Here is a 16,140-nt window from a genome sequence, read left to right as displayed (position 1 = left end):
GTTCGCTCGGTCGTATGTTCAGGGCTCGGGCGCGGCCGGTCCCACCGTGGTCAGCTGGACGTGGTCGCCACACGCAGGGGCACCGGGGCCGGGACGGCCGCCTCGTCGTTGCGGCGGGTGACCTCCGCCCACCAGGACGGCCCGTCCTCGATGTGGCGCAGCAGAATGCCCTCGCGGATGGCCCAGGGACAGAGCGTGACCGTTTCCAGCCCGGTCAGCTTCATCGCGGTGTGCCCGACCACCGCCCCGGCCAGACTCTGCGCCGCCCGCGGCGCGGAGATGCCGGGCAGCCGGGCCCGCTCGGCGGCGGACAGGGCGGCCAGCCGGCCGATCGCCTCTCCGAGGTCCGAGCAGCGCAGCTGCCGCTCCATGAACGGGCCGTGCCGACCCGGCGACGCCCCGCACAACCGCCCGAGCTGCTGGAACGTGCGGGAGGTGGCGGCCGCGGTGCGGGGCCCCTCCCAGCGGATCCGCGCCGCGACGTCCCGCAGCTGATGGCGGACCTTGCGGCGCAGCGCCCGGACCTGTTCCGGTGGCGGTGCCTCCTCGCCGCCCGCGAGGAACTCGTGGGTCAGCCGCGCCGCCCCCAGCGGCAGCGAGGCCACGAAGTCGGGCAGCCGGCCACGGCCGAAGGCGATCTCCAGTGAGCCGCCGCCTATGTCGAGCAGGGCGAGCGGTCCGGCACGCCAGCCCATCCAGCGGCGGGCGCCGAGGAAGGTCAGCTCCGCCTCCACCTCGCCCGGCAGGGTGCACAGGGCGGTGCCCGTGCGGGCGCGGACGGTGCGCAGTACCTCACGCCGGTTGGGCGCGGCACGCACCACGGCGGTCGCGAAGGCCAGTGGTTCCGCCGCCCCCCAGCGGGCCGCGGTCCGGTTCGCGTCGGCGACCGCCTCCACGAGCCGCTCCACGGCCTCCTCGGGGACCGGGTCACCCGGCCTGACCTGTTCGGACAGCCGCAGCCGCCACTTCGCGGTGTGGACCGGCAGCGGCACCCCGCCCTCCGCGTCCGCCACCATGAGCCGGACCGTCTTCGATCCCACATCCACCACGCTGATACGCATGAAGGCGCAGGTACCCATTTACGCGCCGGTCCAACGGATCCCGGGGCGGTACGGCCAAAACCGGGTGGCCCCGCGGTGCCCGGGGTTCAGGCCAGCTGCCGTCGCACCAGCTCGTGCAGCCTGCCGCCCGTGTCCGCGAGCAGCTCGGCGGGCGGGCCCTGCTGGGCGACCCTGCCGTCCTCCATCACGATCACCCGGTCCGCGTCCAGCACCGTGGACAGACGGTGGGCGATGACGATCCGGGTGGCGTTGAGCGCCTTGGTGGACTCGATCACCGTGCGCTGCGTCTCGTTGTCCAGGGCGCTGGTCGCCTCGTCGAAGAAGAGGACACGCGGCCGGCGGATCAGCGCCTGCGCGATCATCAGCCGCTGCCGCTGACCGCCGGAGACCGCCCCGCTGCCCGAGACGATCGTGTGCAGGCCCATCGGCATCCGCTTGATGTCCTCCGCGAGCCCCGCCATCTCGGCCGCCGCCATCACCTCTTCCGGCGTGTACGGCTCGGTGCCGCAGATGACGTCCAGGATCGAGCCGGTGAACGGCTGCGCGTGCTGGAGCACCACCCCGCACTGCCGGCGCACCGCCGACTGGTCGAGCGCGGCCAGGTCCTGACCGTCGTACAGCACGCTGCCCGACAACGGCCGGTCGAAGCCGATCAGCAGCCTCAGCAGGGTCGACTTGCCGCAGCCGCTGGGGCCGACGACCGCCACGAACTCGCCCGGCCGGATCCCGAAGGACACGTCGTCCAGGACCAGCGGCCCGTCGTCGGTGTACCGGAAGGACAGCCGGCGCGCCTCGATCGCCCCGGACAGCGGCCCGGGCCGGGTGCTCGCCGTACGGACCTCGGGCGTGGCGTCCAGGACCGGCCTGATCTCCTCGAACAGCGGCAGCGCGGCCACCGCCGACACGAACGCGCCGGTCAGCTGGGTGACGGAAGTCAGCAGCATCGTCACCGCCGCGTTGAAGGTGAGGAACTCGGCCGCCGACATCGAACCGCGCGCCGGACCGGCCAGCAGCATGAACATCAGCAGTGTGCACAGCGGCAGGTACACCGCGCCGAGCACCGCGTTCAGATTCTTGACGCGTCCCGCCTGCTGCTGGAGCTCACGGCTGCGCGCGAACTGCTCCGCCCACGCCGCGTACGCGTAGTTCTCGGCCGCCGCGACCCGAAGCTTGGGCAGCCCGCGCAAGGTCTGGAACGCCTGGTTGTTCAGCTTGTTGGTGAGTTTGACCAGCCGCCGCTGATAGCGCACCTGCCACAGCCCGAGCCCCAGGAACACGGCGGCGACCACCACCAGCATGCCGAGCGCCGCGAGCGCCATCGGCACGCTGTACCAGAGCAGCAGCCCCAGGTTCATCGCCCCGACGGTCACCGACTGGGCCACCGTCGGACCGACGCCCGCCAGCAGTCTGCGGATCGCGCTGATGCCCATGGCCGCGCTGGCCAGCTCACCGGTGGAGCGCTCGGTGAAGAACCTCGTCGGCAGCCGCAGCAGCCGGTCCCACACCGCCGGCTGGAGGGCCGCCTCGACACGTCCCTCCAGCCGCAGGATGGTGAGGTTCTGCAGCAGCATGAAGGCCGCCGCGACGACGCCGCTCAGCATCACCGCGAGACAGACCTGCGCGATCAGCCCGGTCTGCGCCTTCGGCACGAACTCGCCGAGCACCTTGCCGGTGGCGATCGGCACCAGCGCGCCGAGTCCCACCGTCACCAGTCCGGCGAGCAGCAGAGCGGTCAGATCACCGCGCGTGCCCCGCATGCAGAACCGCAGCAGCCGCAACGGGCTGAGCCGGTGCTCGGGCAGCGGCCGGTAGAACATCACCGCACGCGGCTCGAACTCCTCGGCGTTCGCCTTCTCGACCGGTGTCTCCCGGCCCGTCGCCGGATGGACGGCCACATAGCCGCCGCGCCGCCACAGCAGCGCCACCGGCGCTCCCGACAGGGCCCGGTGACCGACCAGCGGCCCGACGTCGTCCCGCCACCAGCGGCCGTCCAGCCGCACGGTCCGGGTGCGCACGCGCGAGGCGACGGCGACCCGCTCCACCGGGTCGAGGCGTTCGCTCTCCGCGCCGTCGCGGGAGGGCTCGGCGAACGGGATCCCGGCGGCGCGGGCGACCAGCCCGCACGCCGCGTACGTCGCGTCCGCGTCGGCGGCCGTGGTGCGCTGCCCGGACCGTTTGCCGATGGAGGCCAGCAGCGTCCGGTCGGCCTGGGCGCGCACCGCCTCACCGGCCTTGATACCGGCCGCCGTACGGGTCTCGTGGGTGCGCTCCAGCTGCTCGATCCAGCGGTCCAGCGTGGTCAGCAGCCGGTACTGCTGATCGACCAGGCTCTGCCACAGCGCCGGGTCCATCAGCAGGTCGGCGGCCGCCTCGTCGCCGTACAGCGCCCCGTACTGCACGCTGCCGGGCGGCACCTGCATCCAGAACACGTCGTCGTCGGTGGGTGCCGCGGCCCGCTCCGTGGCCATCGGGGCCTGGAAGAGGACGGTCAGGCCGCGGCCCACGCCCAGGGCGAGGGCGTACTCCAGCGGGCTCGTCGTCGGCGGTACGTACTGGGGGTTGCCGTACTCGTCGTACGACCACGTCTGCGTGCTCGCCGGCTGGTACAGCTCGCGCAGCCCGATCCGGTGCACCACGCAGTCCCGCAGCGGACGCGCGACCAGCGTGTGCTGGGGCCCGGCGACCGGTCCGAGCAGCATCGAGCCGGCCTCCAGGCGGCCCAGGTGGTGCCAGTGGCCCTGTTCCCCGGCGTCGACCGCGAACAGGTCCACCGCGCCGGACGCCACCAGCCACAGCACCTGCGGACCCTCCAGGTCCAGGCGGTTGAAGCCGGCGCGGTCGACCCGGGTGCCCAGGGAGCCGAGCGCCCCGAGGACGAGGTCGCCCTGTCCTTCGTGCGGGGTCGTCATCTCACCGCTCCCTGACCAGCGCCGCGTACACGCCACCGTGCGCGACCAGTTCCTCGTGCCGTCCGCGCTCCACGACGGTGCCGTGCTCGAGTACGACGATCTCGTCGCTGTCCCGGACGGTGCTGAGCCGGTGCGCGATCACCACACAGGCACAGCCGCGCCGGCGCAGGTTGTCCATGACCACCAGCTCGGTCTCCGCGTCCAGGGCGCTGGTCACCTCGTCGAGGACCAGGATGCTGGGCCGGCGCACCAGGGCCCGCGCGATCTCCAGTCGCTGGCGCTGCCCGCCGGAGAAGTTCCGTCCGTCCTGCTCGACCCGGCTGTGGATGCCGCCCGGGCGACGCGCCACCACGTCGTACAGCGCGGCGTCGCGCAGGGCTTCCACCACCGCGTCGTCCGGGACCGACGGGTCCCACAGCGCCACGTTGTCGCGGACGGAGCCCTCGAAGAGGAACACGTCCTGGTCGACGAAGGAGACGGAGGACGCGAGCGCCCCGCGCGGGATGTCCTCCAGCCGCTGACCGTCGACGCGGATCACACCGTCCCACGGGGCGTACAGCCCCGAGATCAGCCGGGACACGGTGGACTTGCCACTGCCCGAGCCGCCCACCAGGGCCACCTGCTGCCCCGGCCCGACGGTCAGGTCGAAGCCGGTGAGCAGGGGCTTGTCGAGCGGGTTGTAGCCGAAGGAGATGTTCTGGAGCTCGACGTGGCCGTGCAGCCGGCGGGTGGAGTCGGCGGTGCCGGGGCGGTCGTAGAGCGGGTCGGTCCGGAAGTTCTCCACGTCCTTCAGCCGGGCCACGTCGGCCGCGAAGTCCTGGATGCGGCCCGCGACGCCGTTCAGCCGGGTCAGCGGGGCCGTGAAGCGGACCACCAGCGCCTGGAACGCGACCAGCAGCCCGACCGAGATGTGCCCCTCGACCGCCCGCATGCCGCCGATCCACAGGATCAGTCCGCTGTTGAGGGTGGCGAGCGTCGGCGCGACCACGCCCAGCCAGGCGCTCGGCACCCCGAGCCGCTGCTGCTCCTCCAGGGTGGTGGCGTGCTGCCCCGCCCACTTGCGGAAGTAGCCGTCCTCACCGCCGGTCGCCTTCATCGTCTCGATCAGTTGCAGGCCGGTGTACGCGGTGTTCGTCAGCCGCGCCGTGTCCGCCCGCAGCTTCGCCGTACGGGTCGCGCGCAGCCGGATGACGATCCGCATCGCGAGGATGTTGAGCAGCGCCACCCCGATGCCCACGAAGGTGAGCTGGGGGTCGTACGTGTACAGCAGTACGGCGTACAGGACGACGACGATCGCGTCGACGCCCGCCGCGGAGAGGTCGCGGGCCAGTGTCTCGGCGACGGCGTCGTTGGACTGCAGGCGCTGCACCAGGTCGGCCGGGCTGCGCTGGGAGAAGAACGTCACCGGCAGCCGCAGCAGATGACGCAGGAAGCGGGCGCTGGAGAGGGTGGAGGAGATGATGCGGCCGTGCAAGAGGTTCGCCTGCTGGAGCCAGGTCAGCACCACCGTGAGCAGCACGCAGGCCGCCATCGACGCGAACAGCACGCCGAGCAGCGAGGTCTGCCCCCCGATCAGGAACATGTCGATGTAGGTGCGGCTGAGCGCGGGCACCGCCGCGCCGACGGCCACCAGCAGCAGGCTCGCCAGCAGGGCGGCGGGCAGCGTGCCCGCGGTGCCGCGCAGCCGGGCCGGCATCGCGCCCAGCACGCCCGGTCTGCGTCCGCCCCGGGTGAAGTCCTCGCCGGGCTCCATGGTCAGCACGACGCCGGTGAAGCTGCCGTCGAAGTCCTCCAGGGACACGAAACGGCGGCCCTTGCCGGGGTCGTTGATGAACACCCCGCGGCGGCCGAAGCGGCGCCCCACGCCGTCGTAGACGACGTAGTGGTTGAACTCCCAGAACAGGATGGCCGGCGCCGTCACCTCGGCCAGGGCGGCCAGGTCCATCTGCATGCCCTTGGCGGTGAAGCCGTAGCCGCGCGCCGCCTTCAGCAGATTGCTCGCCCGGGAGCCGTCGCGGGAGACGCCGCAGGCGATGCGCAGCTCCTCCAGCGGTATGTGCCGGCCGTAGTGGCCGAGCACCATCGCGAGGGAGGCGGCGCCGCACTCCACGGCCTCCATCTGGAGGACGGTGGGTGTGCGGACGGTCTTCGTCCCGCTCCTGGGCACCCTGCGCTTCGGCGGGGCGGCGCGGCGTCTGCCCCGGGTCTCCTGTGCGGTACTCACGGCAGCAGCCAATCGACGGGTCGCTGGTCGGCCAGCCGGATGGAACCCTCGGCCATGGTCATGGAGGTCAGCTCGAACGGCGGCCCGTCCGCGGACGACCACGCGTAGCCGCTCCTCGTGGACTTCGAGGTGTCCAGCCGGACCGTCACCGCCACTGGCCTGCCCTCCTTGGTGAACTGCTCCCCGAGCTGGCTGTCGCCGAGGAACGCGGAGATCGTCCGCGCCGACTGCACGGAGCGGTCCACCGACCTCACCTCGCCGTGCAGGACGCCGTACTCCTGCGTCGGCACCGACTGGACGGTCAGGTCGACGGAGGCGTGCGCGGGGATGGCGGCGGCGTTCTCGGCGGGGACGTACACGGTGGCGTAGAGCGGGTCGCCGGCGTGGGCGACCTTCTCCACGGAGGCGACGTTCGCGCCGGTGTCGATGATCTGCCCGACGGTCGCGGCGAGTGCGCTGACCCGGCCGGCGCCGACCGCGCGGACGACGGTCTCGCCCTCGGCGGTGCGTACCTTCAGCACGGGGGAGTCGGCGGCGAGCCGCTCGCCCTGGCGTGCGAGGACGGCGGTGACCTGGCCGGAGACCGGGCTCTGCAGGAGGTAACTGCCCTGCCCGTGCGTGAGGATGGCGGGTGCGGTGACCGTGGAGGTCACCGAGCCGCTCACCGCCCACACGGACGCGGCGGCCATCGCGACCACCGTCACGGACAGCACCAGCCAGCCCTGCGGGCGGGCGAAACGCACCGGAAGATCGAGCTCCTCCGGTGACTGGAGTTTTGCGAGGGCCTGTTGGCGGAACTGCACGTCGGACGTATCCCAGGGTCTTCCGGCGAAGCCGCGGAGGGCGAACCGCGGCACAACGGCCGAAAAGTCCCGGAGCCTGGATGGCTCCGGGACTCAGCGGCACATGGGCGCGATCAGAGACCGGCGACCAGGCCCGTGACCGGGGCCGTGTTCAGGCCGGTGACACCCTCGACGGTGCCGACGGCCGTGTTGAGCAGGCCCGAGACCGGGGCGATACCGTCCACCAGGCCGGTGACGGTGCCGACGGCGTTGACGTTCAGGCCGCCGGAGACGTTGTCGAGGTCGGCGTCGGAGATCTCGACGGTCTCAACCTGGGGGGTGGAGTTCATGATGGAACTTCCCTTCGTATAGCCATTTCACAAGGGGGGAGCGGCCCCCTCTGGGGACAGATGACGGCCGCGACCGCGGGCGCCGGGCGCCCCTTTCCGGAACCCTCCGCGGCCCCCGCGGTGCGATGGATCAAAACACGCCGCCGGTTCGCGCTTCCAATCAATCACCCCTCTCACCTGGGCGCTTGCGGCCCCCTGGCGCTGAAGCGTGCAGGTGCGGGCACGCCTTCGCGGCGACTTCTTCACATGGTGCGCGACATCGTCCCGTGCCATCCCTTGCCCCGGCGTGGGGGAATCCGGCACACCCGCCCCAAAGGCGTACGGGACGCTCCCGGGTTGTGCAGATCCTCCAACGAGGATGACCGGGTTGGGCATTCGATGTGCAGATTCCCTGAAGCAGTGATTCCGCTCCGTGATCGGAACGGAACGTCGCCGGACGTAAGCGGAGCGTGCTGATCCGGCGTGATTGAACGGCCCGTCCGGCCTGTGCGTACCAACAGCCGTCCAGGCGCCCCCGACAGCTGCCGCACCGGCGGCACGGACCCCGTCCCAGGAGGTCGAGAAGGTTGAGTCACAAGCGAATTCCGAAGCGCAGGGCCGCGATGGCGGCAGGCGGTGTGGTGGCGCTCGGCGCGGCCGCCGTCCTGCTGCCGAACGCCAACGCCTCGCAGGACGGCGGTACCCCGGACGACGCCGCGGCGGCGCCGAGGACCCTGAAGGCGGCAGACGCGTCGGATCTCGCCTCGCGGCTGGCCGGCCTGCTCGGCGACGCCTTCGCCGGGTCGTACTACGACACCGGCGAGCAGCGGCTCGTCGTCAACGTCGTACCCGGCGACGACAACCAGGTCATCGTGCGGGCGAAGAAGGCGGGCGCGGAGGTCCGCGAGGTCGACAACAGCATGGGCGAGCTGAGCGGCGGCGCGCGGACCCTGCGGTCCGAGGCGACCATCCCGGGCACCTCATGGGCGGTCGACCCGCGCACCAACAAGATCCTGGTGACCGCCGACAGCACGGTCACCGGCGCGAAGTGGGACCGACTGGAGTCCACCGTCGAGAGCCTCGGCTCCGGCATGGCGACCCTCAAGAAGTCCGCCGGCACCTTCAAGACGTTCGTGTCGGGCGGCGACGCCGTCTTCGGCGGCGGTGCGCGCTGCTCGCTCGGCTTCAACGTCACCGCCGGCGACGGCTCACCCGCCTTCCTGACTGCCGGTCACTGCGGCGTCGCGGACGACCAGTGGTCCGACGCGCAGGGCGGACAGCCGATCGCCACCGTGGACCAGGCGGTCTTCCCCGGCGAGGGCGACTTCGCGCTCGTCAGGTACGACGACCCCGCCACCGAGGCACCGAGCGAGGTCGACCTCGGGGACCAGACCGTCCGGATCAGCCAGGCCGCGGAGGCGACGGTCGGGCAGCGGGTCTTCCGCATGGGTAGTACGACCGGACTGGCCGACGGCCAGGTCCTCGGCCTGGACGCCACCGTCAACTACCCCGAGGGGACGGTCACCGGCCTCATCCAGACGGACGTGTGCGCCGAACCCGGCGACAGCGGCGGCTCCCTCTTCACCCAGGACGGCCTGGCGATAGGCCTGACCTCCGGCGGCAGCGGCGACTGCGCGGTCGGCGGCGAGACGTTCTTCCAGCCGGTCACCACCGCCCTGGAGGCCGTCGGCGCCACCCTGGGCGGCGACGCGGCGGGAGACGGTGACCAGTCCGGCGGGGAAGAGGCCGGTGCCGGGGGCGCCGGTGACGGTACGGGTGCCGGCAGCGCGGACGGCTCCGGTCCGACGGGCTGATCCGAACCCCCACACCGCGGACACGGGTTTCCGAACCACCGGCCGGCCCCAGTGGGACCGGTCGGCATGGGAGGTCCGGCCCTCCGGCGGGAGGACCGGACCGCCCCCCTTCCCGCACCCCGGCTCCGAGCCCGCGCCCGTCAGGCCCGCCGGGCAGGCGCCCGCGCCTCAGCCGCGCGCCCGCAGCAGCATCAGGGCGATGTCGTCGGGGCGTTCCTCCGCGCCCGCCTCGTGGCTCACCAGGTGGTCGGCGAGCTCGTCCAGGGGCAGGTCCCCGGCCTCGGCCAGCCGGTGCCCCAGGTCGGCGAGGGCGTCCTCGAAGTCGACACCGGGGGACTCCACCAGACCGTCGGTGTAGAGGGCGAGCAGGGAGCCGGGGACGAGATCGACCTCCGTGCGCGGATACGGGGCCGAGGCGTCGATGCCCAGCAGGGGGCCGCCGGCGACCTCGAGCACGCCCACCCGCCCGTCCGGACGGCGCAGCAGCGGCGGCGGATGACCCGCGCGGGCCAGCACGGCCCGGCCGCGACCCGGGTCGATCCGCAGGTACAGACAGCTGACGAACAGCTCGGTGCCCAGATCGATCAGCAGCCGGTTGGTGCTGCGCACGACCTCCTCGGGCACCTGGCCGACGGTCGTGTACGCGCGGACCGCGGTGCGCACCTGCCCCATCAGCCCGGCCGCGGTCACGTTGTGCCCCTGGACGTCCCCGATCACCGCCGCCGCCGTGCCCCGGCCCGGCACCAGGTCGTAGAAGTCGCCGCCGATGTCCATGCCCCGGGTGGCCGGCAGATAGCGGGCGGCGGCCTCGATACCGGGCAGCGCGGGCAGCGAGTGCGGCAGCAGGGCCTCCTGCAGCCCGTGCGCCAGCCGCTGCTTGGCGTCGTAGAGCAGGGCCCGGTCCAGGGCCTGTGCCACCAGTCCGGCCAGGCTGGTCAGGATCGCCCGTTCCTCCGTCGTGAAGGAGTGCGGCCGCTCGTAGGCGAGCACACAGGTGCCCACCGGCCGCCCCGAGGTGATCAGCGGAAGGAAAGCCCAGGCCGCGAAGTCGTCCTGTCTGCTCTGCCGCGCCGGGTACAGGCGTTCCAGCTGCTCCGCCGACTCGAAGAACGCGGGCACCCCCGTCCTCAGCACCTGCGTACCCGGGAGCTTCGCGGTCAGCGGCATCCCCTCGAAGCGCTCCACGGCGAACGGGTCCGGATACCCGCGGTGCCCCAGCACGTGCAGCCGGCCGGCCCGCGAACCGAGGACGACCAGACCCTGACTGCCCACGGTCGGGGCGATCTCGTCCGCGATCAGCTGCACCACGTCCTGCACACTCACCGCCTCGGACAGCGCGCCGGTCAGGCCGACCACCTGGGAGATCGTCACCAGCCGGGGCGGGGCGGCCGCGTCCGTGGCCGGCCCGCCCCGGCCCGGCCGTGACACCCCGCGGGCTCTGACGATCCGGACGCTGAGCCCGGTCCGGGTCGGATACAGCCGGAACGACAGCCAGGCGCCGGGCGGACGCAGCGCCACGAAGGACGTGGGACGCTGGCTGAGCAGCGCGGCCCGGTACCGGTCCTCGTACACCGGGTCGTTGAGCCACGGGACCGACGTCCACAACTGGGTGCCGAGCAGTCTGTCGACCGGCACGTCCATGAGCTCGGCCGCCGCCGGGCTGGCGAAGCCGACGCGTCCGTGCAGGTCGAGGGAGCACAGCCCGTACGGCAGCCGCCCCACCATCCGTACGGCCTCCAGCGAACCGAGTGTGCCGGGCGCGCCTGTGGCCACCGGGGCGGCCAGCAGATCGGGTTCCGGATGCACGGGCAGGCTCGCCTCGGCCGCCCGTTCCAGCCGGAGCGCGAGCCGTGCGCAGGCCGCCGTCAGCTGCTCGTGTTCCCGTTCGGACAGCTCCGCGGGGCGTGTACCGGGCCAGGTCAGGAAGACCGCGCCGTACGCCGTGGACTCGGTGGCGACGGGCAGCGCGACCAGGGCGAACGGGTAGGGCAGGACCACGGCGACGCGGGGATAGCGCCGGGCCATCTCCTCACCGTCGCCGACCCAGATGAGCCGTCGCTCACGCACCGCGTCCGCCACCGGGATCGGCGCGTGCAGCGCCACCCGTTCCCAGGGCGCGGCGAACGCCCTCGGCAGCCCGGCCATCACGGCCATCTTCAGCGAGGGCGGGTCCGCGCCGAGCAGGTACACCGCCCCGGAGTGCGCGTGTACCTCCTCCATCATCGAGGCCAGCGCCAGGGACAGCACCGGGCTTCCGTCCGACGTCCACGATGCGGAAGGCACGGACGACGAGGAGGACGTGGACGCGGAGGAGGAGAAGGACCCGGACGAGGAGGAGGGCGAGGACGAGGGCGAGGACGACCGATCGTCGGACACGCCGACCACCTCCTCGCACGGCCACCCCGGTGGCCCCCGCTTCCAATCTCCTCCCCCTGGGCCCGCCACGCACGGCGAGCGTCGCATCGGCACGTCCCCACCAGGCCCGCGACTCCCCTTCGTGCCCCTGATCCGCCGTTTCCCCGCCCGCAGGGGCTGCGCAGGTGTCCCATAAGCGCTGTAATGGCGGCGTGGTCAGTGAGGGCGGTGCGGGACGCGGATCGAGAACGCCGCGTACCGAGGGTGCCCTGAAGGCGATCGCGTCCGGCCCGGACCCGGGTGAGCGCCTGCGCCGTGTCCTGGAACAGGCGCTGGTCTTCGCCGGCGCCTCCTTCGCCGCCCTCTACACGCCCGGCGAGAACCGCGAGCTGCTCTGCCTGGTCGAGTCGGCCGGTGTGCCGCGGACCCTGTACGGCGTGCGCGACAGCTACCCGGCGGCCGGCGGCTCCCCCGTGGCGGACGCCCACCGCGGCGGGACACCGGTGTGGCTCGGGCCCGAGGAGTTCGCCGGGTCGGCCGAGTCGCGACGTGTGCCGTCGAGCGGCTTCTCCCTCGCCACCCTGCCCGTGCGCGGGGACGGAGGCGGGTGCCTCCTCGCCCTGACCGAGCGCCCCGAGGGCTTCGACAGCGACGACCGCGCGTGCCTCGAACTGATCGCCGAAGCCCTCACCTGCCCCGTCCCGGCCGCGGCCGCCAAGGACGAGGGGGCCAGGGAGCTTCAGCCGGGCGCCTTCACCCTGGCCATGGACACCGGCCGGGTCGAGGTCGGCGACGACATCCTGCGCCTGTTCGGCCTCGCCCCGGGCGAGTTCGACGGCAAGGTCGAGACGCTGCTGGGCCTGACGGTGCCGGAGGACCTGCCCTCGCTGATGTCGGTGACGGAGGCCGACCACATGTCCATCGGCGACCGCGAGCTGGAGTTCCGGGTGCTCCGGCCCACCGGCCCGCCGAAGTGGCTCCGGCTGAGCGGGCGCCTGCTGCCCGGCGGCGAGGGCCACCCGGCCCGCCTCATGGGGACGGTCGTCGACGCCTCCACCCTGCGCCCGGACGTGACCGACGTGGCCCGCGTCCAGCGTCTGGCCGCCGCGCTGGCCACCGCCGGCACCGTCCGCGACGTCAGCCAGGCCGTGGTCGCCGCCCTGCGCAGGCCGCTGCGCGCCGACCGGATCGCGCTGGCCGAGGTCGAGAACGACCGGCTGGTCGTCACCGTCCTCGACCCGCCCGAGCCCGAGTCCTGGCCCGAGCTGTGGCGGCTGGAGTGGCGCACCGAGTGGCCCGACGCGCCCGTCCGGGCCATGCCCACCCTCGCCGCCGCGCTGCGCGAGGGCCGCGCCCGGATCTGGCCCGCCGGCACCGGCGACCTGGAACCCGCCCTCGCCGACGTCGGCCCCGGCGGCCTCGCGGTACTGCCGCTGCCCGCGGCCGGCCGCATCGCCGGCGCCTGCCTGATCGGCTGGGACACCCCGCACGACTTCGGCCCCGACGAACGAGCCCTGCTCACCGCCTCCGCCGGCCTCGCCGGGCAGGCCCTGATGCGCGCCCACGCCTTCGACGCCGAGCACGAACTCGTCGGCATGCTCCAGCGCCAGCTGCTCCCGCGCCGCCTGCCGAAGCTGCCCGGCGCGGTCGCCGTCGCCCGCTACCTGCCCAGCACGGCCGGACTCGAGCTGGGCGGCGACTGGTACGACGTGATCCCGCTGCCCGACCATCACGTCGCCCTGGTCATCGGCGACGTCCAGGGCCACAGCGCCGCCGCCGCCACCCTCATGGGCCAGATGCGTACGGCCCTGCGCGCCTACGCCGTCGAGGGCCATCCGCCGGACGTGGTGGTCTCCCACGCCAACCGGCTGCTGATGGACATGGAGAGCGACCTCTTCGCGACCTGCGTCTACGTCGACCTCGACATGGAGGAGGGCTCCGCCTGGTGCGTCCGGGCCGGGCATCCGCCCCCGGTACTGCGCCACCCCGACGGCACGACGGAGATCGCGGAGGTGGAGGGCGGCCCCCCGCTGGGCGTGCTGACGCAGGCCGACTTCCCCATGAGCCCGCTGGGGCTCGGGCCCGGCACGCTGATCGCCCTCACCACGGACGGTCTCGTGGAGTCCGCCGACGCCGACATCGACGAGGGCCTGGACCGCTTCGCGCACGCGCTGGGCGCCGCCGACCCCGCACACCTCGGGCTCGTCGCCGACGCCCTGCTCGGCGACGCCCGCCGCAGCGACGACGTCGCCCTCCTGCTGGTGCGCTACGACGGCATGGCCCTGCGCCCGCTGCGGGAGAGCTGGTCGGTGTGGCGGCTGCCCGAGGCCGTGCGGCACGCCCGGCGCTTCACCCGGCGCACCCTGCGCGTCTGGGGGGTCTCGGACGACGCCGTCGACGGCGCCCTCCTGATCGTCTCCGAACTGGTCACCAACGCCCTGGTGCACACGGACGGCAAGGTCCGTCTCGACCTCACTCTGATCGGCGACCGGCTGCGCGTCGCGGTCGCCGACGCCTCGCCCCGTACGCCCGTCAAGCCGACCAGCATCGGCTGGGAGGCGACGGGCGGCCGCGGCATCCTCCTGGTCGAGGCGATGTCGGCGACGTGGGGGACGCTGCCGGTCAGCGGCGGCAAGCAGGTCTGGAGCGAGATCCCGCTGGGCCGGTGAGCCTCCCCTCGGCGGCCTACCGGTTCGGCACCGCACCGGATCGGCACCGACGACGAGGTGCCGGCACCGCCGCGCCGGGTACCCGCCGGCCAGACCACGAGCGAGCGAAGGAACGAGGCAACACGCCATGACCCAGTACGTCCGCGACATCATGACCGGCGACCCGGTGACCGTGGAGCCGCAAGCCTCCGTCACCGCGGTGGCCCGCATCATGCGTGACCAGGACCTCGGTGCCGTCCTGGTCACGGACGGCGACGAACTGCGCGGGCTGGTCACCGACCGCGACCTGGTGATCCGGTCCGTCGCGCAGGGCGGCGACCCGGAACAGACCACCGTGGCCGGCGCGTGCAGCGACGACATGGTGACCGTACGGTCCGACGAGGAGCTGAGCCACGCCGTCCGGCTGATGCGCGAGCACGCCGTACGCCGTGTCCCCGTCGTCGACGACGGCCGCCCGGTGGGCATCGTCTCCCTCGGCGACCTGGCCATGGAGCGCGACCCGGAGTCGGCGCTGGGCGACATCAGCGTGGCTCGGCCCAACCCGTAGGGGTGCGGGGCGCCCGGCGTTTCACGCGGTCACGGCCGGGGACCCGTAGGTCAACGGCACCGGACGCGGAAGGAAGATGATGCCTCGTGACCGCTGACACCAGCGAGAAACCCGTTGCCCGTCGCCTGGAGACGGGCTGGTCGAAAGCCCGCCGCCTGCGCGGCAGGGGCGTGATGCGCACCTGGATACCGGCCGTCGAGGACGGCAACGTCGCACGCGCACCGCGATCGGGCCAGGAGTCGAACATCGTCCGGGGCGAGGACTGACCGACCGAGCCCCGTGGGCGGTGGAGACCGCCCAGCGCGCCGGCCTTCGTGCCGGCGCGGTGCGCGTCCGGGCCGGCCGCGGACCACACGGGGCACGCGGGTAACGTCAAGGCGCCCCCGCAGCCCCCGCGGCTCTGTCCCCACCCGTACGTCCCACCGCAGCAAGGCACAGCACCGCTCATGAACCTCCTGGTCACCGGCGCCGCCGGATTCATCGGCTCCCGGTACGTCCGGACGCTCCTCGCCTCCGACGCGCCCGAGCCGCCGAGGGTCACGGTGCTGGACAGCCTCACCTACGCGGGCACCCTCGCCAACCTCGACCTCGGCCACCCCCGGCTCGACTTCGTGCACGGCGACATCCGTGACGCCGCGCTCGTCGACAAGCTGATGGCCGGGACCGACGAGGTGGTGCACTTCGCCGCCGAGTCCCACGTCGACCGCTCGATCGACGCCGCCGCCGACTTCGTCCTCACCAACGTCGTCGGCACCCGGACTCTGCTGGACGCGGCCCTGCGTCACGGTGTGGGCCCCTTCGTGCACGTCTCCACCGACGAGGTCTACGGCTCCGTGGACTCCGGATCGGCGACGGAGGACCACCCGCTGCGGCCGAGCTCCCCGTACTCCGCCTCGAAGGCGTCGGGCGACCTGCTGGCCCTCGCGTACCACCGCACCCACGGCCTGGACGTACGCGTCACCCGGTGCTCCAACAACTACGGACCGCACCAGTTCCCCGAGAAGCTCGTGCCGCTGTTCGTCACCCACCTCCTCGACGGCCTGCCGGTCCCGTTGTACGGGGACGGGCGCAATGTCCGCGACTGGCTGCATGTGGACGACCACTGCCGGGGCGTCGACCTGGTGCGGACCCTGGGCCGGGCCGGCGAGGTGTACAACATCGGCGGCGGCACCGAGCTGACCAACCACGATCTCACTGGCCTGCTCCTCGACGCCTGCGGCGCCGGCTGGGACCGGGTGGTGCACGTCGAGGACCGCAAGGGCCACGACCTGCGCTACTCCGTCGACTGGAGCAAGGCCCGCGACGAACTGGGCTACCGTCCCCGCCGCGACTTCACGGCCGGGCTGGCCGGGACCGTCGCCTGGTACCGGGACAACCGTTCATGGTGGGAGCCGCTCAAGCGACGCGTCGCGCCATGAGGTCCCTCCGTCACACCGGCCGTTACGCTGGG

Annotated in this window: 11 protein-coding genes; 5 read left to right on the top strand and 6 right to left on the bottom strand. The window is 73.1% G+C overall.

Going from position 1 to position 16,140, the window contains the following annotated elements; translation table 11 throughout:
• Positions 1-50: 50 nt before the first annotated feature.
• The 5 genes from QC283_RS32515 to QC283_RS32495 form a co-directional block, all read right to left on the bottom strand.
• Positions 51-1,061 (bottom strand): Ppx/GppA phosphatase family protein, encoded by a 1,011-nt coding sequence (locus tag QC283_RS32515; protein ID WP_279565337.1) that lies wholly within the window; start codon positions 1,059-1,061, stop codon positions 51-53.
• Between the two features lie 86 nt (positions 1,062-1,147).
• A complete protein-coding gene (locus QC283_RS32510) occupies positions 1,148-3,970 on the bottom strand; it encodes an NHLP bacteriocin export ABC transporter permease/ATPase subunit (RefSeq protein ID WP_279565336.1) in 2,823 nt (940 codons plus the stop codon).
• A gap of 1 nt (position 3,971) precedes the next feature.
• Complete coding sequence (locus QC283_RS32505) at positions 3,972-6,194, bottom strand: NHLP family bacteriocin export ABC transporter peptidase/permease/ATPase subunit (protein ID WP_279565335.1); 2,223 nt, start codon at positions 6,192-6,194, stop codon at positions 3,972-3,974.
• Positions 6,191-6,997 (bottom strand): HlyD family efflux transporter periplasmic adaptor subunit, encoded by an 807-nt coding sequence (locus tag QC283_RS32500; protein WP_279565334.1) that lies wholly within the window; start codon positions 6,995-6,997, stop codon positions 6,191-6,193. Before QC283_RS32500 ends, QC283_RS32505 begins: the two co-directional genes overlap by 4 nt.
• A 113-nt stretch (positions 6,998-7,110) precedes the next feature.
• Positions 7,111-7,326: a hypothetical protein gene (locus QC283_RS32495; protein WP_003978108.1), complete on the bottom strand. Its 216-nt coding sequence runs from the start codon at positions 7,324-7,326 to the stop codon at positions 7,111-7,113.
• A 566-nt stretch (positions 7,327-7,892) separates the two neighbouring features.
• Between QC283_RS32495 and QC283_RS32490 the strand changes: the two genes are divergently transcribed.
• A complete protein-coding gene (locus QC283_RS32490) occupies positions 7,893-9,119 on the top strand; it encodes a S1 family peptidase (RefSeq protein ID WP_279565333.1) in 1,227 nt (408 codons plus the stop codon).
• A 168-nt stretch (positions 9,120-9,287) separates the two neighbouring features.
• Here the strand turns inward: QC283_RS32490 and QC283_RS32485 are convergent, their stop codons facing one another.
• Positions 9,288-11,504 (bottom strand): SpoIIE family protein phosphatase, encoded by a 2,217-nt coding sequence (locus QC283_RS32485; protein ID WP_443032721.1) that lies wholly within the window; start codon positions 11,502-11,504, stop codon positions 9,288-9,290.
• A gap of 182 nt (positions 11,505-11,686) precedes the next feature.
• Here QC283_RS32485 and QC283_RS32480 point away from each other — a divergent pair, with 182 nt between their 5' ends.
• From QC283_RS32480 to rfbB, 4 genes are all read left to right on the top strand, one after another.
• Positions 11,687-14,143 (top strand): SpoIIE family protein phosphatase, encoded by a 2,457-nt coding sequence (locus QC283_RS32480; RefSeq protein ID WP_279565332.1) that lies wholly within the window; start codon positions 11,687-11,689, stop codon positions 14,141-14,143.
• Positions 14,144-14,270: 127 nt separating this feature from the next.
• Positions 14,271-14,690 (top strand): CBS domain-containing protein, encoded by a 420-nt coding sequence (locus QC283_RS32475; protein WP_279565331.1) that lies wholly within the window; start codon positions 14,271-14,273, stop codon positions 14,688-14,690.
• Positions 14,691-14,776: 86 nt separating this feature from the next.
• Positions 14,777-14,956 carry a hypothetical protein gene (locus QC283_RS32470; RefSeq protein WP_279565330.1) on the top strand — a complete coding sequence of 60 codons (180 nt, stop codon included), beginning with the start codon at positions 14,777-14,779 and terminating at the stop codon, positions 14,954-14,956.
• A 180-nt stretch (positions 14,957-15,136) separates the two neighbouring features.
• A complete protein-coding gene (rfbB, locus tag QC283_RS32465; protein WP_279565329.1) occupies positions 15,137-16,108 on the top strand; it encodes a dTDP-glucose 4,6-dehydratase in 972 nt (323 codons plus the stop codon).
• Positions 16,109-16,140 lie beyond the last annotated feature (32 nt).

Origin of the sequence: Streptomyces sp. DH41 (genome assembly GCF_029813785.1) — a bacterium.
Taxonomy (GTDB): Bacteria; Actinomycetota; Actinomycetes; order Streptomycetales; family Streptomycetaceae; genus Streptomyces.
Note: the sequence above shows the minus strand (reverse complement) of the source record. Positions and strands in the feature narration are given on the sequence as shown.

What these genes read in the sequence shown, in the direction of transcription:
- QC283_RS32495 (WP_003978108.1), bottom strand. Translation starts at nt 7,326, where the DNA reads ATGAACTCCACCCCCCAGGTTGAGACCGTCGAGATCTCCGACGCCGAC.
- rfbB (WP_279565329.1), top strand. Translation starts at nt 15,137, where the DNA reads ATGAACCTCCTGGTCACCGGCGCCGCCGGATTCATCGGCTCCCGGTAC.
- QC283_RS32475 (WP_279565331.1), top strand. Translation starts at nt 14,271, where the DNA reads ATGACCCAGTACGTCCGCGACATCATGACCGGCGACCCGGTGACCGTG.
- QC283_RS32510 (WP_279565336.1), bottom strand. Translation starts at nt 3,970, where the DNA reads ATGACGACCCCGCACGAAGGACAGGGCGACCTCGTCCTCGGGGCGCTC.
- QC283_RS32515 (WP_279565337.1), bottom strand. Translation starts at nt 1,061, where the DNA reads ATGCGTATCAGCGTGGTGGATGTGGGATCGAAGACGGTCCGGCTCATG.